This is a genomic window from Streptomyces sp. NBRC 110028 (assembly GCF_001417735.1).
Classification (GTDB): Bacteria; Actinomycetota; Actinomycetes; order Streptomycetales; family Streptomycetaceae; genus Streptomyces.
Window position 1 is genome coordinate 479,417 of record NZ_BBUZ01000023.1, and the last position, 19,020, is coordinate 498,436.

The 19,020-nt window shown below is 71.5% G+C and carries 16 protein-coding genes, 2 tRNA genes and 1 pseudogene; 9 read left to right on the forward strand and 10 right to left on the reverse strand.

Annotated elements, in window-relative coordinates; all coding sequences use genetic code 11:
- Positions 1–83: 83 nt before the first annotated feature.
- From aroA to ASC60_RS07250, 3 genes are all read left to right on the forward strand, one after another.
- Positions 84–1,460, forward strand: a complete 1,377-nt coding sequence (gene aroA / locus ASC60_RS07240) for a 3-phosphoshikimate 1-carboxyvinyltransferase (RefSeq protein ID WP_055547967.1) — start codon at positions 84–86, stop codon at positions 1,458–1,460.
- Between the two features lie 12 nt (positions 1,461–1,472).
- Positions 1,473–2,480 carry a ribosome small subunit-dependent GTPase A gene (gene rsgA, locus ASC60_RS07245; RefSeq protein ID WP_055547969.1) on the forward strand — a complete coding sequence of 336 codons (1,008 nt, stop codon included), beginning with the start codon at positions 1,473–1,475 and terminating at the stop codon, positions 2,478–2,480.
- A gap of 136 nt (positions 2,481–2,616) precedes the next feature.
- Positions 2,617–2,940: a multidrug efflux SMR transporter gene (locus ASC60_RS07250; protein ID WP_055547971.1), complete on the forward strand. Its 324-nt coding sequence runs from the start codon at positions 2,617–2,619 to the stop codon at positions 2,938–2,940.
- Here the strand turns inward: ASC60_RS07250 and ASC60_RS38875 are convergent.
- Positions 2,897–3,572 (reverse strand): annotated as a pseudogene (locus tag ASC60_RS38875) (TetR/AcrR family transcriptional regulator). The gene ASC60_RS07250 and the pseudogene ASC60_RS38875 overlap by 44 nt on opposite strands.
- Before the next feature lie 104 nt (positions 3,573–3,676).
- Here ASC60_RS38875 and hisN point away from each other — a divergent pair.
- The gene (gene hisN / locus ASC60_RS07255) at positions 3,677–4,468 is read left to right on the forward strand and encodes a histidinol-phosphatase (RefSeq protein WP_055547973.1); all 792 of its coding nucleotides are present in this window, start codon (positions 3,677–3,679) and stop codon (positions 4,466–4,468) included.
- A gap of 189 nt (positions 4,469–4,657) precedes the next feature.
- Positions 4,658–5,050, forward strand: coding sequence for a cyclic nucleotide-binding/CBS domain-containing protein (locus tag ASC60_RS07260; protein ID WP_055548747.1), 393 nt, complete (start codon positions 4,658–4,660; stop codon positions 5,048–5,050).
- Positions 5,051–5,148: 98 nt separating this feature from the next.
- On the opposite strand, the gene ASC60_RS07265 is transcribed toward ASC60_RS07260, so the two are convergent.
- Entirely contained in the window at positions 5,149–6,615 is a 1,467-nt protein-coding gene (locus ASC60_RS07265; RefSeq protein WP_055547975.1) for a catalase, read from the reverse strand.
- A gap of 142 nt (positions 6,616–6,757) precedes the next feature.
- On the opposite strand from ASC60_RS07265, the gene ASC60_RS07270 reads away from it, so the two are divergent.
- Complete coding sequence (locus ASC60_RS07270) at positions 6,758–7,171, forward strand: Fur family transcriptional regulator (RefSeq protein WP_055547977.1); 414 nt, start codon at positions 6,758–6,760, stop codon at positions 7,169–7,171.
- A gap of 114 nt (positions 7,172–7,285) precedes the next feature.
- On the opposite strand, the gene ASC60_RS07275 is transcribed toward ASC60_RS07270, so the two are convergent.
- From ASC60_RS07275 to ASC60_RS07290, 4 genes are all read right to left on the reverse strand, one after another.
- Positions 7,286–7,359: transfer RNA gene (locus ASC60_RS07275), tRNA-Met, on the reverse strand.
- Between the two features lie 69 nt (positions 7,360–7,428).
- Entirely contained in the window at positions 7,429–9,252 is a 1,824-nt protein-coding gene (locus ASC60_RS07280) for a tetratricopeptide repeat protein (RefSeq protein ID WP_107097002.1), read from the reverse strand.
- Between the two features lie 170 nt (positions 9,253–9,422).
- Positions 9,423–9,496 (reverse strand) — tRNA-Met (locus ASC60_RS07285).
- A 68-nt stretch (positions 9,497–9,564) separates the two neighbouring features.
- Positions 9,565–12,495 carry a UPF0182 family protein gene (locus tag ASC60_RS07290; RefSeq protein ID WP_055547982.1) on the reverse strand — a complete coding sequence of 977 codons (2,931 nt, stop codon included), beginning with the start codon at positions 12,493–12,495 and terminating at the stop codon, positions 9,565–9,567.
- A gap of 154 nt (positions 12,496–12,649) precedes the next feature.
- Here ASC60_RS07290 and ASC60_RS07295 point away from each other — a divergent pair, with 154 nt between their 5' ends.
- Complete coding sequence (locus ASC60_RS07295) at positions 12,650–13,216, forward strand: PPA1309 family protein (protein WP_055547983.1); 567 nt, start codon at positions 12,650–12,652, stop codon at positions 13,214–13,216.
- 115 nt (positions 13,217–13,331) lie between these two features.
- On the opposite strand, the gene ASC60_RS07300 is transcribed toward ASC60_RS07295, so the two are convergent.
- The 4 genes from ASC60_RS07300 to ASC60_RS07315 all read right to left on the reverse strand — a co-directional run bounded on the left by ASC60_RS07300 (position 13,332) and on the right by ASC60_RS07315 (position 16,824).
- On the reverse strand, positions 13,332–14,420 hold the full coding sequence (locus tag ASC60_RS07300) for a PDZ domain-containing protein (RefSeq protein WP_055547985.1): 1,089 nt from the start codon (positions 14,418–14,420) through the stop codon (positions 13,332–13,334).
- Positions 14,421–14,485: 65 nt separating this feature from the next.
- Positions 14,486–14,665, reverse strand: a complete 180-nt coding sequence (locus ASC60_RS07305; RefSeq protein WP_055548749.1) for a hypothetical protein — start codon at positions 14,663–14,665, stop codon at positions 14,486–14,488.
- Between the two features lie 360 nt (positions 14,666–15,025).
- Positions 15,026–15,484, reverse strand: a complete 459-nt coding sequence (locus ASC60_RS07310) for a molybdenum cofactor biosynthesis protein MoaE (protein WP_055548751.1) — start codon at positions 15,482–15,484, stop codon at positions 15,026–15,028.
- A gap of 230 nt (positions 15,485–15,714) precedes the next feature.
- On the reverse strand, positions 15,715–16,824 hold the full coding sequence (locus ASC60_RS07315) for an NAD-dependent epimerase/dehydratase family protein (protein ID WP_055547987.1): 1,110 nt from the start codon (positions 16,822–16,824) through the stop codon (positions 15,715–15,717).
- A gap of 191 nt (positions 16,825–17,015) precedes the next feature.
- Here ASC60_RS07315 and ASC60_RS07320 point away from each other — a divergent pair, with 191 nt between their 5' ends.
- Together ASC60_RS07320 and ASC60_RS07325 are read left to right on the forward strand one after the other, a co-directional pair.
- Positions 17,016–18,482 (forward strand): zinc-dependent metalloprotease, encoded by a 1,467-nt coding sequence (locus tag ASC60_RS07320; protein ID WP_055547989.1) that lies wholly within the window; start codon positions 17,016–17,018, stop codon positions 18,480–18,482.
- Entirely contained in the window at positions 18,479–19,006 is a 528-nt protein-coding gene (locus tag ASC60_RS07325; protein ID WP_055547991.1) for an NUDIX hydrolase, read from the forward strand. Before ASC60_RS07320 ends, ASC60_RS07325 begins: the two co-directional genes overlap by 4 nt.
- Positions 19,007–19,020 lie beyond the last annotated feature (14 nt).

The following is a 19,020-nucleotide window of genomic DNA, read 5'->3' on the forward strand; positions in this document are numbered from 1 at the left end:
TCTGTACCAGCGCTGTGTTTCGACTGGGTTTCGCCACTTTTGATCAAGATTCGCACTCTCGGTGAGCCACTAAAGTGAGACCCATGACCGGCATTGAGACTTCCCCGGGCGACCACACCGCCCTCTGGCCCGCCCCGACCGCTGACGGGGCGGTCGACGCGACCGTCACCGTGCCCGGATCGAAGTCCGTCACCAACCGCGGGCTGATCCTGGCCGCGCTCGCCGCCGAACCCGGCTGGCTGCGCCGGCCGCTGCGCTCGCGCGACACCGTGCTGATGGCCGACGCGCTGCGCGCGATGGGCGTCGGCATCGAGGAGACGGTCTCCGACGGTGCCTTCGGCGCGGGCGGCTCCTCCGGCGGCGGCGAGGCGTGGCGGATCATCCCCTCCGGACTCCACGGCCCGGCCACCATCGACGTCGGCAACGCGGGCACCGTGATGCGCTTCCTGCCGCCCGTCGCCTCCCTCTCCGACGGCCCGGTCCGCTTCGACGGCGACCCGCGCTCGCACGAGCGCCCGCTGCACGGCGTGATCGACGCGCTGCGCGCGCTCGGCGCCCGCATCGACGACGACGGCCGCGGCGCGCTGCCGCTGACCGTGCACGGCGGCGGGGCGCTGGACGGCGGCCCGGTGCGCATCGACGCCTCCTCGTCCTCCCAGTTCGTCAGCGCGCTGCTGCTGTCCGCGCCGCGCTTCAACCAGGGCGTCGAGGTGCGCCACATCGGCTCCGCACTGCCCTCCCTGCCGCACATCCGGATGACCGTCGACATGCTGCGCGCGGCGGGCGCGCGGGTCGACACCCCGGAGGCGGGCGGCGAGCCGGGCGTCTGGCGGGTCGCGCCGAGCGCGCTGCTCGGCCGGGACCTGGTCGTCGAGCCCGATCTGTCCAACGCGGCGCCGTTCCTGGCGGCCGCCCTGGTCACCGGCGGCCGGGTGACCATCCCGGACTGGCCCGAGCACACCACCCAGCCCGGTGACGCGCTGCGGCAGATCTTCACCGACATGGGCGGTTCCTGCGAGCTGACCGACGCCGGGCTGACCTTCACCGGCACCGGCCGGATCACCGGCATCGACGCCGATCTGCACGAGGTCGGCGAGTTGACCCCGGTGATCGCGGCGGTCGCGGCGCTGGCCGACTCCGGGTCCGTCCTGCGCGGCATCGCCCATCTGCGGCTCCACGAGACCGACCGGCTGGCCGCCCTCACCAAGGAGATCAACGAACTCGGCGGCGACGTCGCGGAGACCGAGGACGGCCTGCGGATCAACCCGCGCCCGCTGCACGGCGGGATCTTCCACACCTACGAGGACCACCGGCTGGCCACCGCCGCCGCGGTCCTGGGCCTGACCGTCGAGGGCGTCCAGATCGAGAACGTGGCGACCACGGCCAAGACCCTGCCGGACTTCCCCGGCCTGTGGACCGGGATGCTCGACGCGACACCATCCGCGGCGCGGGGAGCCTGAGGGCGTTCCGCCATGCGCCGCTACGGCAAGCACACCGACGAGGACGACGTACGGGTCCGCCCGAACCGCAAGGGAAACCGTCCGCGCACCCATATCCGCCCCAAACACGAGGACGCCTCCGAGGGCATGGTCCTGACCGTCGACCGCGGCCGGCTCCATGTCCTCGTCGGGGACCGCACCATCATCGCCATGAAGGCCCGTGAACTGGGCCGCAAGGGCGTCGTGGTCGGCGACCGGGTCGCGGTCGTCGGCGATCTGTCCGGCGCCAAGGACACCCTCGCGCGCGTGGTGCGCGTCGAGGAGCGGTCCTCGGTGCTGCGCCGGACCGCCGATGACGACGACCCGTTCGAGCGGGTGGTCGTCGCCAACGCCGAGCAGCTGGCCATCGTCACCGCCCTCGCCGACCCCGAGCCCCGGCCGCGGCTGATCGACCGCTGCCTGGTGGCCGCGTTCGACGCCGGGCTCGAACCGCTGCTCGTCCTCACCAAGTCCGATCTGGCACCCGCCGACGACCTCCTGGAGACCTACCGGACGCTCGGCGTGCCCTACGTCGTCACCAACCGCGACGAACTGGCCGACGGACAGGCCGCGGACCGGGTGCGGGAGCGGCTGGCGGACCGGACCACGGTCTTCGTCGGCCACTCGGGGGTCGGCAAGACCACCCTGGTCAACGCCCTGGTGCCGGAGCGCAAGCGGGCCACCGGACGGGTGAACGCGGTCACCGGCCGCGGCCGCCACACCACCACCTCGGCGCTCGCGCTGCCCCTTCCGGACGACAAGGGATGGGTGATCGACACGCCGGGCGTACGGTCCTTCGGGTTGCACCATGTGGACCCGACGCGGGTCATCCACGCCTTCCCCGATCTGGAGCCCGGCACCGACGACTGTCCGCGCGCCTGCAGCCACGACGAGCCGGACTGCGCCCTGGACCAGTGGGTGGCCGACGGCCACGCCGATCCGGCCCGGCTGTACTCCCTGCGGAGGCTGCTCTCCACCCGCGAGCGGCGGGAGGGCGACTGACCCGGCCCGGGCCACCGCCGACGGCCACGTTTGCCGCCCACTCGGTGAGGTAAAGGGATAATCGCACCACCGAGACAACCCGGGCGAACAACAACCAGGCGAAGGCAGCCGTCGGACGGTACGGGAGGACACCTGCATGGCGTGGCTGCTGGTCGTGGTCGCCGGGATTCTGGAAACGGGCTTCGCCGTCTGCCTCAAGCTCTCGCACGGCTTCACCAGGCTCTGGCCGACGGTCGCGTTCTGCGCGTTCGCGCTCGGCAGCTTCGGACTGCTGACGCTGTCCCTGAAGAAGCTCGACGTGGGGCCCGCGTACGCGGTGTGGACGGGCATCGGGGCGGCCGGGACGGCGATCTACGGCATGGTCTTCCTCGACGACCTGGTCTCCGTGCTGAAGATCGCCTCCATCACGCTGGTGATCATCGGCGTGGTGGGCCTCCAGCTCTCCGGCTCGGGGCACTAGCGCCGGTCAGGTCCCGGGCGCCGAGCGCGCCGCGTACCGCGCCGGCCTCCTCCACGGCGGGCGCGGGCGCGATGAGGTACGACAGCGCCAGCCGCGCGGCCGTGTCGCAGGCCCGGGCCAGCGGGACCGGCCCGCCCGGCGGCCACTCCGCCGCCAGCAGCCGCACCGTCCGGTCCCGCGCCTGGGCCAGCAGATCGACGGGCGAGGGCGGCGGCTCGACGGCGGCGGCGCGGCGCGAGCGCGGCGGGCCGCCGAGCGGGGCCGGGCGCGCCGGCGACGGCAGCCGTTCGTTCCAGCAGCCGTTCGTTCCAGCAGCCGGTGAGCACCGCCCGCACCAGCGGGTTCTCGGTCCCGGCCCGAACGGTCCACACGGCCGCCGCCGCCAGCCGCTCACCGGGCCCGGCGGCGCCCGGCACCCCGGTCAGGGCCCGCTCGACCCCGCTCAGATATGCCTCAGCCTCGCGCCGCACCAGGGCGCGCGCGAGGCCGTCCTTGCCGCCGAACTCGTTGTAGAGGGTCTGCCGCGACACCCCGGCCGACGCGGCGACATCCGTCATCCGGATCCTGGCCCACGGGCGGCGCGCGAGGGCCGCGAAGGCCGCGTCGAGCAAGGCTTCACGCACTGCGGACATCGTCGCCTCCCAGGCCTTTTAAGCGTGCACAGAATTGACGGCCCGCCAGACACTGTCAAGGGCCTCCGGTGGATCGCCCTGGTGCGGATCGATACTGTTCGGCCATGGCCGACTACCACGATGACCTGCGATTCGCCCATGTACTGGCCGACGCCGCCGACGCCGCGACCATGGAGCGCTTCAAGGCGCTCGACCTCAAGGTCGAGACGAAACCCGACATGACGCCGGTGAGCGAGGCCGACAAGGCGGCCGAGGAGCTGATCCGCTCCCAGCTCCAGCGCGCCCGTCCGCGGGACGCGGTCCTCGGCGAGGAATTCGGCAGCGAGGGCACCGGCCCGCGCCGCTGGGTGGTCGACCCGATCGACGGCACGAAGAACTATGTGCGCGGGGTTCCGGTCTGGGCCACCCTGATCGCGCTCATGGAGCGCGGCGCGGGCGGCGACCGGCCGGTGGTCGGCGTGGTCTCCGCACCGGCGCTGGGCCGCCGCTGGTGGGCCGCCGAGGGGCTCGGGGCATACAGCGGCCGGAGCCTGACCTCGGCGCACCGGCTGCACGTCTCGAAGGTGGCCGAGCTGAGGGACGCGTCGTTCGCGTACTCCTCGCTCAGCGGCTGGGAGGAGCGCGGCAAGCTGAACGGCTTCCTCGATCTGACCCGCGCCTGCTGGCGCACCCGGGGCTACGGCGACTTCTGGCCATACATGATGGTCGCCGAGGGGTCGGTGGACCTGTGCGCCGAGCCGGAACTGTCGCTGTGGGACATGGCGGCGAACGCGGTGATCGTCCAGGAGGCGGGCGGCCGCTTCACCGGGCTCGACGGCGTACCGGGTCCGAACAGCGGCGACGCGGCGGCGTCCAACGGGCTGCTGCACGGCGCCATGCTGGATTACCTGCGGTAGTGACCGGGAGCCGTACGGCTGTCAACCGGAGCGTATGGGCGCGCGCCAAGCGGTAGATCGGCTTCCGCGCGCCCTTGTTGGGCCCACCGGAGCATGTGAACATGAGAATCCAGAGCCTTGTGAACTTGTGAATCCGTTCTCGAACGCGACGCGCGGATTCCCCCCAAGGAGGTGGCCACGTCCATGCCCCTGCACGTGCGAGACGCCATGAGCTCGGTGGTCCTCACCATCGGCCCCGCGCATACGCTCCGTCAGGCCGCCCGGCTGATGTCCGCGCGCCGGGTCGGGTCGGCCATCGTGCTCGACCCCGACACCAGCGGCCTCGGCATTCTCACCGAACGGGACATCCTCAATTCCCTCGGCGCGGGCCAGGACCCGGACCATGAGACCGCGCACGCCCACACCACCGCCGACGCCGTCTTCGCCACCCCCGGGTGGACCCTGGAGGAGGCGGCCCACACGATGAGCCGGGGCGGCTTCCGCCACCTCATCGTGCTGGAGGCGGACGCCCCGGTCGGGGTGGTCTCGGTGCGCGACATCATCCGCTGCTGGTCCCCGGCCCCGCAGCCCGCGCCGGCCTGACGCCACGGGCGCCACGGGCGCCACGGGCGCCACGGGCGCCACGGAGAGGCCGGAGCCCCCTGGCGTCCGGCCTCTCCGGTTCGTACGGCAAGCGGCCCTCAGCCGCGCAGGGCCTGAACCGCGACCTCCAGCCGCTTGCCGTAGTCCTCGTCCGCCTTGCGGAAGTTCCCGATCGCCCGCTGCGCGATGTCCTCGCGCGAGACCCGGGCGATGAAGCCCGCGAGGTTGGCGATCAGGCGCCCCTTCTCCTCCTCCGACATCAGCCGGTAGAGGGCGCCCGCCTGGCCGAAGTCGTCGTCCTCGGCGTGCGAGGGCGCCTGGTGGTCACCGGTGACACCGCCGACCGGGGACGGCTGCCACAGCGGCCGGCCGGTCTGCGCCGGGCCGCCGAAGCTGTTCGGCTCGTAGTTCCTGGCGCCCGCGTGCCGGCCGTCGTACAGGAAGCCGTCGCGGCCGTGGGTGCGCGCCTCGGTGGCGTGCGGGCGGTTCACCGGCAGCTGGTCGGCGTTGATGCCGACGCGGTAGCGGTGGGCGTCGCCGTACGCGAAGAGACGGCCCTGCAGCATCTTGTCCGGGGACGGGCCGATGCCGGGCACCAGATGGGCCGGGGAGAAGATCGACTGCTCGACCTCGGCGAAGACGTTCCGCGGGTTGCGGTTCAGCTCCAGCGTGCCGATCTCGATGGGCGGGTAGTCCTCGTGCGGCCAGACCTTGGTCAGGTCGAACGGATTGAAGCGGTAGTGCGCCGCGTCCCGCTCGGGCATGATCTGCACCTGCACGGTCCAGGTCGGAAAGTCACCGCGCTCGATGGCCTCGCGCAGGTCGCGCTGGTGGCTGTCCGGGTCCTTGCCCGCGAGCAGTTCGGCCTCTTCCGAGGTCAGGTTCTTGATGCCCTGGTCGGTCTTGAAGTGGTACTTGACCCAGAAGACCTCGCCCGCGGCGTTGTTCCACTGGTAGGTGTGCGAACCGAAGCCGTCCATGTGGCGATAGGAGGCGGGGATGCCGCGGTCGCCGAAGAGCCAGGTCACCTGGTGGGTGGACTCGGGCGACAGGCTCCAGAAGTCCCAGACGCTGTCGGCCTCCTGCGAGCCCGTGTACGGGTCGCGCTTCTGGGTGTGGATGAAGTCCGGGAACTTGATGGCGTCCTTGATGAAGAACACCGGGGTGTTGTTCCCGACCAGGTCGTAGTTGCCGTCCTCGGTGTAGAACTTCAGCGCGAAGCCGCGCGGGTCGCGCACCGCGTCCGCCGAGCCGAGGTTGCCCGCGACCGTCGAGAAGCGCAGGAACGTCTCGGTCCGCTTGCCGAGCTCGGAGAGGAACGCCGCGCGCGTCCACCGGGAGACGTCCCGGGTCAGCGTGAAGGTGCCGTACGCACCGGCGCCGCGCGCGTGCACGACCCGCTCCGGGATCCGCTCGCGGTTGAAGCGGGCGAGCTTCTCGATCAGATGCTGGTCCTGGATCAGGACCGGACCGGCGGCGCCCGCCGTCTGGCTGTTCTGGTTGTCCGCCACCGGAGCCCCGGACTCCGTGGTCAGCGGACCCGTGATGTTGTCCTGGACCGTCACGTGCGCCTCCTCGGTGAATCGATCGGACTTAATCCTACATTGGACTTTGTCCAAGTCAAGAAGAGCTGGAGACTGATACCCGTTCCGGTCATGGATCCGGCCACTGCTACCCTTGTCCTTATCTGACTGATAGGTGAATGGCATGAGTGACCTGCTGAAACGACTCCGGGGACGCGGCTGGCGGCTGACCGCGCAGCGGCGCGTCGTCGCCGAGGTCCTCGACGGGGACCACGTGCACTACACCGCCGACGAGGTCCACGCGCTGGCGGCCGACCGCCTGCCCGAGATCTCCCGCGCGACGGTGTACAACACCCTCGGCGAGCTGGTCTCGCTCGGCGAGGTGATCGAGGTCAGCACGGACGGCAGGGCGAAGCGTTACGACCCCAACGCGCACCACGCGCACCAGCACCTGGTGTGCGCGCGCTGCGGCACGATCCGCGACGTCCACCCCGTCGGCGACCTGCTGGCCGGCCTGCCCGCGGGGGAGCGCTTCGGCTTCGCGGTCTCCTCGGCCGAGGTGACCTACCGCGGGGTCTGCCCCGACTGCGCGGACTGACCACGCCAAGGGCGCCACCCGGCGTGGCGCCCTCCGGCCCGCGCACGGCCGTCCGTACGTATCCGCACATGACGAAAGGCCCGGATCCTTGAGGATCCGGGCCCTTCGCTCTCGTAGCGGGGACAGGATTTGAACCTGCGACCTCTGGGTTATGAGCCCAGCGAGCTACCGAGCTGCTCCACCCCGCGTCGGTGTGAAGCAACATTAACCCGAGGCCAACGCCAGAAGCAAACCGGTTACCCGGGGGCCTGCCGGAGTTACGCGGTCAGCTCCTGCTGCAGCGCGTCCCGCAGCCGGGCCGCCCGCTCGGCGACCTCCGCCGGGCCCAGCTCGACTGCCCGGGCGCACCACCGCTGCCCCTCGGCCAGCGCGCCGCGGCGGGCCGCGAGCAGCGCCAGGCGCAGCGCGGCGCGGCCGTGCCCGGCCCCGGCCGCGCGCGTCCACCACAGGGCGGCCTCCGGCTCGCTGCCCTCGCGGGCCAGCAGCAGCCCCAGGTTGAACGCGCCGTTGCTGCTGCCCGCCTCGGCGGCCATCCGATACCAGCGGGCGGCCTCGACCACCTCGCCCCGGGCGGCCGCGAGCATGCCGACGCGCACCTGGGCGCGCCGGTGGCCCTGGCGGGCGGCCCGCTCGTACCACTCCTCGTACTCGGGCACGGAGCCGTCATCCGGCGCGACCGGGAACCGCGTCCCGGAGCCGAAGCCGGTGCCGGTCGCCGCGGGGTCGCCGCCGACCGACGAGCGGTCCAGCAGCGCCGCCAGCCGGAAGGCGGCCTCGGCGCTTCCGCCGCCCGCGGCGCAGCGCAGATGGCGCTCGGCCGCCTGGTGGTCGCCCTCCCGCAGCAGGGCGATGCCGACCTGGAGGGCGGCCTCGGTGTGCCCGGCGGCCGCGGCCCGCTCGTACCACTGCCGGGCGGCCCGCTCCTCGTCCCGGCCCGCGTACAGGATGCCCAGGTTGAACGCGGCGTCCACGCTGCCCGCCTCGGCCGCCTTGGAGAACCACGGCTCGGCGCCCGCCGCGTCGCCGCGCTGGAGCAGCAGCACGGCGACCGCGTTGGCGGCCTCGCGGTGCCCGGCGTAGGCGGCGCGGCGGTACCACTGCTCGGCCTGGGTGGTACGGCCCTGCTCGGCGCAGAGCAGGCCGAGGTTGTACGCGCCGTTGATGTCCCCGGCGTCCAGGGCGGCCCGGTACCAGCGCTCGGCGGTCTGGGTCTCGCCGCGGTCGGCGTGCAGCGCGCCCAGGGCGTTCGCCGCGTTGCCGTCACCGTCCTGGGCGGCGCGGTGCCACCAGACGGCGGCGCTGTCGGTGTCGCCCGCGTCGCGCAGCAGGAAGGCGAGCGCGCAGGCGGCGCGCGGCTCGCCGTCCTTGGCGGACGTCAGGTACCAGCGGCCCGCCTCCTGGATCTCGCCGCGCTTCTCCAGCAGCGTGCCGAGGCGCAGCGCGGCGCGCCGGTGGCCGCGCGCGGCGGCCTGCCGGTACCACTGCTCGGCCTCCTCCGGCTCCGCGTCGGCGGCGGCCCGGCCGCGCTCCTCGCCGCTCTCGTCGTCGGTGTGGTCGAGGATCCGGGCGAGGCGGTAGGCGGCCTCCCGGTGGCCGCGCTCGGCGGCGGCGCGAAACCACCGCTCGGCGCCGATGTCGCTGCGGTGTTCGAGCAGGTCGGCGAGGGCGTACGCGCCCAGGGTGTGGCCGGATTCGGCGGACTGGCGCAGCCAGTACTCGGCGGCCGGTTCATCGCCGCGCTCACGGTGGTGGCGGCCGAGGGCATGGGCGGCGGCGGCGGAGCCGGCGACGGCGGCGATGCGCCACCAGCCGGCCGCCTCGTCGGCGTACCCGCGCTGATGGAGGAGGACGCCGAGGTTGTTGGCCGCGGCGCGGTCGCCCGCGGCGATGGCCCCGCGCAGATACGGCTCGGCGCCGTCGAGGTCGCCGCGCCGCAGCAGGAGCGCGCCGAGCGCGCTCATGGACGCCGTATCGCCGGACTCGGCCGCACGGCGGTGCCGTGTCTCGTCCTCGGCATCGTCATGCGTGTGCGCAAAACGCCCTGTCTCCAACAGACTGACCCTGTCCCCCATAAATTCCATCGTGGCATCACCCGCATCCGGCGTACACCTGGTATACCGCAGCCAGTGAGGTCACTTCAGCGTTTTGTCGACTTGCCCACAGAGAGACAACCCAAACGCTTGTATCCCGAATCGTTGAGTAGACACACAACAAGGCCCGGATCCTTGCGGATCCGGGCCTTGTCTGTCAGTAGCGGGGACAGGATTTGAACCTGCGACCTCTGGGTTATGAGCCCAGCGAGCTACCGAGCTGCTCCACCCCGCGCCGTCGTGTCACTACCGTACCACGGCGCGGGGCACCCTCTTCTCGGCCGTTTCCCCTGGTCGGGGGCGTCAGCCGGCCTTGTTGTCGCCGCTCTGGCTCCGCGGCTGGTTCTGCTTGCCGGCCTGCTTGTCGGCGGCCTTCTGCTCCGCCTTGGCCGCCTTGTCCAACGCGTCCTTGAGGTCCTCCTGGGCCCTGCCGTACGCGTCCCAGTCCTGCGGCTTCTGCTCCAGCGCCTTCTGGCTGTCCTCCCAGGCCGTCTGGGCGTCCTTCAGCGCCTCCTGCACCGTGGGGTCGGCGCTCGGCTTCCCGGTGCTGTCGTCCGGCGGCTGCTGCCCGTCGGATGCCTCCTCCCCGAAGACGGCGTCCAGCGCCTCGGGCAGGGTGTTCTTGAAGGCGGGCTCGTTGCCGTTGTAGGAGACGCCCACCTTCTTCAGCAGCGGGTAGTTGGAGTTGCCGCCGCGCGCGTACACCGGCTCGATGTAGAGGAAGCCCCCGTTGAACGGCACCGTCAGCAGGTTGCCGTACTCGATGTCCGAATCGGTGCCCCGGAGGTTCCGCACGAACTCGGCCACTTCGGGGGTGCCGTTCAGCTTGCTCTGCACCTGCTGTGGACCGGGTACGTCATTGGTGACCTTCAGCATCCTTATCGTGCCGTAGTCCTTGCTCTTGGCATCGGCATCGACGGACATGAACGCCCCGAGCGTGGGCCGCCCGTTGGGGGTGAAGGTCGTCGTCAGCGAGAAGGCCTGCTTCTGCTGGTCCGGCATCTTCATGCTCAGGTAGTACGGCGGGACCGCGCTGCCGTCCTTGCGGGTCGGGTCGTCCGGCACCTGCCAGGCGTCACTGCCGCTGTAGAACTGCTGCGGGTCGGTGACGTGGTAGCGGGTCAGCAGCTCGCGCTGGACCTTGAACAGGTCCTGCGGATACCGCAGATGCTCCTTCAGCTGGCCGCTGATGGCGCTCTTCGGCTTGACCGTGCCCGGGAACGCCTTCTCCCAGGTCTTGAGCACCGGGTCCTTGGTGTCCCACTCGTAGAGGTTGACGGATCCGTCGTACGCGTCGACGGTCGCCTTCACCGAGTTCCGGATGTAGTTGACCTTGTTCTGCTGGGCGACCACCGAACGGTCCTGGCCGCTCAGCGAGTCGGCCGTGCTGTCGCCCAGGGTGGTCCGCGACGCGTACGGATAGCCGTTGGTGGTGGTGTAGGCGTCCACGACCCACTTGATGCGGCCGTCGACCACCGCCGGGTAGGCGTCCCCGTCGATGGTCAGCCACGGGGCGACCTTCTCGACGCGCTCCTTGGGCGTGCGGTTGTACAGGATGCGCGAACCCTCGCCGATGGCGCCGGAGTAGAGGATCTGCGGCTCGGCGAACGCCACCGCGTAGGCGGCGCGGTTGACCGGGTTGGAGAGGCTGACCCCGCTCTTGCCCTTGTAGCTGGTGGTCTTCTCGCCGTTGTCCTCGTAGTCCAGCTCCTTCTGCGGGCCGCCCACTATCGAGTACTGGTTGGTCTTCTCGCCGTAGTAGACCTGCTGGCGGTAGCGCCCGGAGCCCACCCCTTCACCGCTGGTGGGCAGCCCGGCCTCGGTGAAGTCCGGGGCGCCCTGCTGGTCCGCCTCGGGGTCCGGGGTGGTGCCCTTGGCCGCGATCATGCCGTAGCCGTGGGTGTAGGTGAAGTGGTCGTTGATCCAGTTCCGCTTGGGCACACCGGCGAGGTTCAGCTCGCGCACACCGACGACGGTGTCCTGGTCCTTGCCGTCGGCGTCCTTGTAGCGGTCGACGTCCAGGGTCGACGGGAACTGGTAGTACTTACGCTTCTGCTGGAGCTGCTGGAAGGTCGGCGAGACCACGCTCGGGTCGATCAGCCGGTAGCTGGCCGTCGAGTCGGCGGTCTGCCGCAGCGCGGCGCCGCCCTTGTCGTCGGTCTTGCCGGTGTAGTCCGCCACCTTGGAGTCGTCGATGCCGTACGCCTTGCGCGTGGCCTCGATGTTCTTCTTGATGTACGGCGACTCCTTGGCCTGCTCGTTCGGCTGGACCTGGAACTTCTGCACGATCGCCGGGTAGAGCCCGCCGATCAGGATCGCCGACAGCACCATCAGCCCGAAGCCGATCACCGGAAGCTGCCAGGTGCGCCGCCACAGCGTCGCGAAGAACAGCAGCGCGCAGATGACCGCGATGCAGAAGAGGATCGTCTTGGCGGGCAGATAGGCGTTGGCGTCGACGTAGCGCAGACCGGTCCAGTTGTCCGTCGCCTTGAAGTCACTGGACTTCACCGCCAGGCCGTACCGGTCCAGCCAGTACGCCACCGCCTTCAGCGCCACGAAGACGCCCACCAGCACCGACAGATGGCCGGTGGCCGCGCCGGTCGCCCGGGCCCCCGGGCTGGTGACGCGCAGGCCCCCGTAGAGGTAGTGCACCAGGGCGGCGGCGATCAGGGAGAGCACCGTGGCCGCGAAGCCGAAGCTCAGCAGGAAGCGGTACCAGGGCAGGTCGAAGGCGAAGAAGGACACGTCCTTGTGGAACTCCGCGTCCTTCTGGCCGAAGGGCACGCTGTTGATCCACAGCAGCCACAGCCGCCACTGACCGGCCGCGGAGGCCCCGGCGACCAGCCCGACCAGCGCGGTGACCGCGAGCAGCACCCACTTCTTGAACGGGGCGATGCCCATCCGGTACCGGTCGAGGCTCTGCTGCTCCATCGACATCGCGCTCAGCGGCGGCCGCAGCCGGTGCGCCAGCCAGATGTTGACCCCGACGGCCGTGGACATCAGCAGGCCGAAGACGAAGAACAGCCCGATCTTCGTCCGCAGGGTGGTGCTGAAGACCGATGAGTAATGAAGCGAGCGATACCAGAGCCAATCCGTCCAAAATCCCGCGAACATGACGAAGAGCATGGCCAGCACAGCCAGCACACCCAGGGTCATGAACAGGGTCCGGACGCGCCGGGACGGCCGGCCGACTCTGATCCGCGGTCCCGTGGGGCCTCCGCCGCGGTCCGGCATCTGGAAAGCCAAGGTGCGCACCTCGAAGTTCGCTGTTGTCTGTGTTGTCTGTACGGGCTCTGTACGGGCCCGGACAGGAGGGCCCACCTGATGCAACTTACTCAGGCTTTACTCAGTTCCCGATTCCGGGTCCGATCAGGGCACGATATGAAGCATGTCCAACGCAACCCCCGGTACCGGCCCTCTTGCCGCGAATCCGCTCACCCGCGCCGTCCTGGAAATCGACGAGTACGCCGCCGGGCTCGGCTGGGATCAGCCCGCCCGGCTCTTCGCCCTCGTCGACACCGCCCAGCTGCGCGCCCAGGAGCCCGAGCTGGCCGGCCAGCTCGGGCTCGACGAGGCCGGTGACGAGCCCGCGGCGTCCCTCACCCCCATCGAGCAGGACGAGCTGCCCTCCCATGCCCCGCTCGACGAATTCCTGGCCACCATCGCCTGGCCCGACGCCGTGATCGGCTGCGCCATGACCGTGGAGCGGCTGATGCTGCCGCCGTCCGCCGAGTCCTCCGTACCGAAGGACCTGGACGACACCCGGCTGGCGGCCTGGGTCGCGGAGCACCCGGAGCGCCAGGAGGTCCGCATGACGGTCGCCGTGCTGCGGGACGGGAAGCGCGAGTCGGCGGTGCGGCTGCGCGAGAAGGACGCCACGACGGAGGTGCTGACCGGGGCCGGACTGGTGCCGGGTCTCGCCGACGCGCTGGCCGCCACCTTCGCCACCGACTGACGCCGGGCCGTCCCGGACGTGAGGCGGCCGCCGGACCAGGTGTCCGGCGGCCGCCTCACGTCGTACCGCCCCGTGCCGTGCTTCGCGGGGCGCCTTCTTGTGCCGTGCGGGCCACTCAGCTCGCGGCGCAGCGGGGCAGACCTGCGGTGTCCCCCGAGCGGATCTTCTTGAGGGCCTTCATCGCGTCGTCGATGGTGTGCACCTTCACCAGCCGCAGGCCGTCCGGCACGTCCTTGGCCGCCGCCGCGCAGTTCTCCTTGGGGGTGAGGAAGAACTGGGCACCGGCCTCGCGGGCGCCGATCGTCTTCATCTCGATCCCGCCGATCGGCCCCACGACGCCCTTGTCGTCGATGGTGCCGGTGCCCGCGATGAACTTCCCGCCGGTCAGGTCGCCCTCCTTGGACACCCGGTCCACGATGCCGAGAGCGAACATCAGACCGGCGCTCGGCCCGCCGACGTCGGCCAGCTTGATGTCGATCTTGAACGGGAAGGTGTAGTCGATCCCGGCCTGGATGCCGACGATGGCCCGGCCCCCGGCCTTCTTGGTGGTGATCGCGATCCGCTTCTCCTCAGTGGGCCGCTTGCCGCTCTTCTCCGCGGCCACGGCCACCTTGGCCGGGACGATCGAGAAGGCCACCTGCTCGCCGGGCTTGTGCTTGGTCACCAGCTTGGCGACGTCGTCGGGCTCGCGCACGGCGGTGCCGTCCACCGACTTGATCACATCGCCCGCGTGCAGCGTGCCCTGGGACGGGCTGCCCTTCACCACGGCGCCCACGATCACCTGGGAGGAGACCTTCTTGTGCAGCACCCTGAGCGCCGCGACCTTGGCGCTCTCCTGGGACTGGCTGAATTCCTCCGCGTTCTGCTGGTTCACCTCGTCCGGAGTTTTGTCGTCCGGGTAGAGGGTGTCGTGCGGCACCACCACATTGTCGTGGGAGAGCCAGCCGTAGACGGCCTCCACCAGATTCATCCGGTACTCGGATCCGGTGACCCGGACCGTCGTCATATTGAGGTGGCCCCCGGTGGTCTCACAGCCCTTGTGGCCGGAGATCTGCAGCACGCACTCGCCGTTGTGTTCGCCCAGCGTGTTGTACGTCGGCCCCGGTGACATCTCCGCGTACGGCACCGGGATCAGCACACCGGCGCACAGCAGCGCGATCAGCATCAGCAGGGAGGCGAGCATCGTCGCGGTGCGGCGTGGCATGGAACGACAGTACGGGACGCGTACGGCAGCCCACTCCCGGGGCCGTCCGTACGAGGGGCCGGACCTCAGGCGGCCGCGTCCGTATCCGTGCGCGTGCGTTCCATCGCCTCTCGGAACCGCGTATATCCGGCCAGTTCCTCGACGTCCCCCACGGTCTTGCGGTTGTTGCGCGCTGCCCAACCGGCATAGAGCATGGCGGCTATCGCCGCGAGAACGGGAATGAGCAACCAGAGAAGCGCTCCCATAGCGGCCTCCCGACCCCTGATAAGCACCGCGACTGACAGATGAGCAGATTAATCCTCCGCGAGGTCAACGCTCACGGCAGGGTGGGGGTTACGCAAGTGGAGTACACCATTCCGAGTGGACTCCATGGCGTAACTGTTATACCGGCCCGCCGAGCACTGTCAGTTTCGCGTGCCCTCCAGATCCCACCCGCCCTCAACGAGGCGCTACGCGCCCACCCGCCCTCCCGTCGCCCGACCACCACCCCTCAACGAGGCGCTACGCGCCCACCCGCCCTCCCGTCGCCCGACCACCACCCCTCAACGAGGCGCTACGCCCCCACCCGCCCTCCCGTCGCCCGACCACCACCCCTCAACGAGGCGCTACGCGCCCACCCATTCCTCGGTACCGTCCGCGAACGTCTGGTGCTTCCAGATCGGGACCTCGCTCTTGAGGTCGTCGATCAGTCGGCGGCAGGCGGCGAACGCCTCCGCGCGGTGCGGACAGGAGACCGCCACGACGACGGCCAGGTCGCCGATCACCAGATCGCCGACCCGGTGCACGGCGGCCAGCGCGCGCACCGGGAAGTCGGCCGCGACCTTCTCGGCCACCCGCCGCAGCTCGGCCTCGGCGCTCGGATGGGCGGAGTACCCGAGGGCACCCACGTCCGCGCCCCCGTCGTGGTTGCGCACGGTGCCCACGAAGAGCGCCGTACCGCCCGCCGCGGCGTCGCCGACCGCCCCGAACACCTCGTCCACCGACAGCGGGGTCTCGCGGACCGCGAGCAGGCGGATGGGGTCGGCTGCCGCGCCCTCGCCAGGATGATCGTGCGTATGTGCCATGTGGTCCATCGTGCCGTATGCCGTCCCGTGGTGGTGGACTACCGGATCGCGCCCAGGAGCGCCTGGCCAAGGGCTGTCCCGTCATCCCAATGGATCGGCGAGCGGCGTCGGACGCGGTCAATCGCAAGGCGGAGGGGTGCCCTCGTACCGGTCGTACTCGGGCGATCCCGACAACGCGGCGAGTGGCCGTAGCCGGCGTCGGGAGCCCGCCGGGGATGACGGGACAGCCCTTAGGCGCGGCGGCGCGCCTTGCGGGCGCGGCGCACGATCGCGGCGGTGCCCACCAGGGCGACGGTCGCGCCCGCCGCGCCCAGCGTGGTGGCGTCCTTGCGGCCCAGCCGCCGCCCGGCGACCGTATGCCGCCCGGCGACCTCCTCCAGCAGCTCGGCCAGCACCTCCTCGTTGGTCCACCGGGGCCGCCAGCCCGCCGCGTGCAGCCGGCTGCCGCTGACCGCCCAGGGGTGCATCGTGTACGTGAGGTCCCCGGCCGGGGACGGCGTCAGGCCCAGCCGGTGCAGCCGGGAGGCGGCGCCGAGGGCGACCGCCGACGGCAGCTCCATACGCCGGATTCCGGACAGCTCCTCGACCTCGTCCTGCTCCAGCCAGCCGTCGCAGCCGACCGCCAGCTCCCCCTCGACCTTCTCCAGCGCGGCGTACTCCAGCGCGCTGACCAGGTCTTCCATATGGCAGAACTGCCAGGTGGGACGGGATCCGGCGACCACCAGCAGCCGCGGCGACTCGAAGTAGCGGGTGAGCGCGGTGTCCGTGCCGCCGACCAGGACCGCGGGGCGCACGACGGTCACGTTCAGCCCCGGATGTGCCCGGGGCGCGCGCTCCCCCAGCCGTTCGATCTCCAGCAGGTCACCGACGCCGGTGGCCTCGGCGGTGGCCCGCAGCTCCGCGTCCTCGGCGAGCGGAACGTCGTTGTCGGCGAGCGCGCCGTAGACCATCGCGGAGGTGCACAGCACCACCCGGCGCACTCCGGCGGCCGCGGCCGCGGTCAGCACGGTCTGGGTGCCGCGCACGTTGTAGGCGGTGCGCGCGGCGGGGTCGGTGCCCAGATCCAGGTCGACGGCGAGATGCACGACGACATCGACGCCGCGCAGCTTCTCGGCGATGACCGGATCGCGCACGTCCAGCACATGCCACTGCGCCTCGGTCACCTCGCCGCGCCGCTCGTCGAGGGCCAGCACCTGTTTGATCTCTTCGGACTCCGCGAGCCGCTGCGTGAGCAGGGCGCCGGGGCCCGAGGCGGCACCGGTGACCGCCACGACGGGTCGCCGTGCGGTACGGGCCGTATCGTTTCGCGCAGCGCGAACTTCTCGGTCTGGGGAACTCACCGGGCGTCTCCAGCGGTTGTCTTCAGTACGCGGCGCGTGCACACGTACGTACCAGGTAACGCCCATCCTGCCGCAGCGCGGCGATCAGCGAAGCACTGAGCCCGGAAACCGGCGAGGTGTCTAGGCTGGGTGGTGATGTCGGGCATCCGCCGCCGGCCAGTGGCCGGTGGCCCAACGAGCCGAGGAACCCCGTGAGTGACACCCCATTCGGATTCGGCCTTCCGCCGGAGGAGCCGGAGGACGGCGACGACGGTAAGAAGAAGGGCGGCCAGGGCGACGAGCAGGGCCCCGCGAATCCCTTGGGGTTCGGCGGCGGGGCGGGCGGCCCGGGCGGAGCAGGCGGCGCGGACAATCCGTTCGCTGCGATGTTCGGCTCGCTCAACCCGGGCGACCTGGGCGCCGCCTTCCAGCAGCTCGGGCAGATGCTCTCGTACGAGGGCGGCCCGGTGAACTGGGACATGGCCAAGGACATCGCGCGGCAGACCGTCGCACGCGGCACCGCCGACGGCACCAAGGACGAGAGCGTCGGCCCCGCCGACCGCGCCGCGGCCCAGGAGGCCGTGCGGCTGGCGGACCTGTGGCTCGACGGGGCCACGTCGCTGCCCTCGGGCTCGGGGACCGCCGTCGCGTGGAGCCGCGCCGAGTGGGTCGAGGCGACGCTGCCGGTCTGGAAGGACCTGGTCGACCCGGTCGCCGAGCGGGTCGGCGCCGCCATGGGCGACGTCCTGCCCGAGGAGATGCAGGCCATGGCCGGCCCGCTGCTCGGGATGATGCGTTCGATGGGTGGCGCGATGTTCGGCACCCAGATCGGGCAGGCGCTGGGCGTGCTGGCCGGTGAGGTGGTCGGCTCGACCGACATCGGGCTTCCGCTGGGCCCGGCGGGCAAGGCGGCGCTGCTGCCGGTCAACATCGCGGCGCTGGGCTCCGGCCTCGGCGTCCCCAAGGACGAGGTGCGGCTGTATCTGGCGCTGCGCGAGGCGGCCCACCAGCGGCTGTTCTCGCATGTGCCGTGGCTGCGCTCGCACCTGTTCGGTGCCGTCGAGGGATACGCCCGGGGCATCAAGGTGGACACGGCGAAGCTGGAGGACGCGGTCGGCCAGCTCGACCCGACCCACCCCGAGCAGCTGCAGGAAGCACTCCAGCAGGGCATGTTCCAGCCGGAGGACACCCCGGAGCAGAAGGCCGCGCTGGCCCGGCTGGAGACCGCGCTCGCGCTGGTCGAGGGCTGGGTGGACGCGGTGGTGCACGCCGCCGCCAAGCCCCATCTGCCGTCCGCGGACGCCCTGCGCGAGACGCTGCGGCGCCGCCGGGCGAGCGGCGGGCCCGCCGAGCAGACCTTCGCCACGCTGATCGGCCTGGAGCTGCGGCCGCGCCGGCTGCGGGACGCCTCGCGACTGTGGGCGTCGCTCACCGACGCGCGCGGCGTGGACGGCCGCGACGCGCTGTGGGAGCACCCGGACATGCTGCCGACGGCCCACGACCTCGACGACCCGGACGGCTTCGTCCACCGCGAGCAGCTGGACTTCTCCGAGCTGGACAAGATGCTCGGAGAGGCGGCGGGCGGTGAGGACCGTACGGAGGGCTCCGGCGGCAGCGCTTCCGGCGACCGTGCGTCCGGCGACCGTAAGGATGACGAGCGGGGCGACGGCGAGAAGTGAGCCTCCATAAGGACGCGGCGCGGGTCCTCGAGCAGTGGCCCGCGCCCGACGCCGACCAGGAGCGGCTGCGGCAGGCCTACGGCGACCATCTGGCCGCGTATCCCGACGGCATGTGGAAGGCGTGCGGCGACGGGCATCTCACGGCGAGCGCGCTGGTGATCGACCCGCCGCGGGAGCGCGTCCTGCTCACGCTCCACCGCAAGCTGCGGATGTGGCTCCAGATGGGCGGCCACTGCGAGCCGGGGGACGCCACGCTGGCGGACGCGGCGCTGCGGGAGGCCACCGAGGAGTCGGGCATCGCGGGGCTGACCCTGCTGCCGGGCGGGCCGGTGCGGCTCGACCGGCACCACACGCCGTGCGCCTGGCATCTGGACGTGCAGTACGCGGCGGTGGCCCCGCCGGACGCGGTGGCGGCGATCAGCGACGAGTCACTGGACCTGCGCTGGTTCGGATACGACGAGGTGGCGGACGTGGCCGACGCGTCGGTGCGCCACCTGGTGGCTCGTACCCGCGCGCTGGTCTGAGGAGCGCGCGGGCA

Coding starts and splice junctions, on each gene's coding strand:
- rsgA (WP_055547969.1), top strand. CDS start 1,473: ATGCGCCGCTACGGCAAGCACACCGACGAGGACGACGTACGGGTCCGC.
- ASC60_RS07270 (WP_055547977.1), top strand. CDS start 6,758: ATGAGTGACCTGCTGAAACGACTCCGGGGACGCGGCTGGCGGCTGACC.
- ASC60_RS07280 (WP_107097002.1), bottom strand. CDS start 9,252: ATGGAATTTATGGGGGACAGGGTCAGTCTGTTGGAGACAGGGCGTTTT.
- ASC60_RS07300 (WP_055547985.1), bottom strand. CDS start 14,420: ATGCCACGCCGCACCGCGACGATGCTCGCCTCCCTGCTGATGCTGATC.
- hisN (WP_055547973.1), top strand. CDS start 3,677: ATGGCCGACTACCACGATGACCTGCGATTCGCCCATGTACTGGCCGAC.
- aroA (WP_055547967.1), top strand. CDS start 84: ATGACCGGCATTGAGACTTCCCCGGGCGACCACACCGCCCTCTGGCCC.
- ASC60_RS07295 (WP_055547983.1), top strand. CDS start 12,650: ATGTCCAACGCAACCCCCGGTACCGGCCCTCTTGCCGCGAATCCGCTC.
- ASC60_RS07290 (WP_055547982.1), bottom strand. CDS start 12,495: ATGCCGGACCGCGGCGGAGGCCCCACGGGACCGCGGATCAGAGTCGGC.
- ASC60_RS07305 (WP_055548749.1), bottom strand. CDS start 14,665: ATGGGAGCGCTTCTCTGGTTGCTCATTCCCGTTCTCGCGGCGATAGCC.
- ASC60_RS07250 (WP_055547971.1), top strand. CDS start 2,617: ATGGCGTGGCTGCTGGTCGTGGTCGCCGGGATTCTGGAAACGGGCTTC.
- ASC60_RS07310 (WP_055548751.1), bottom strand. CDS start 15,484: ATGGCACATACGCACGATCATCCTGGCGAGGGCGCGGCAGCCGACCCC.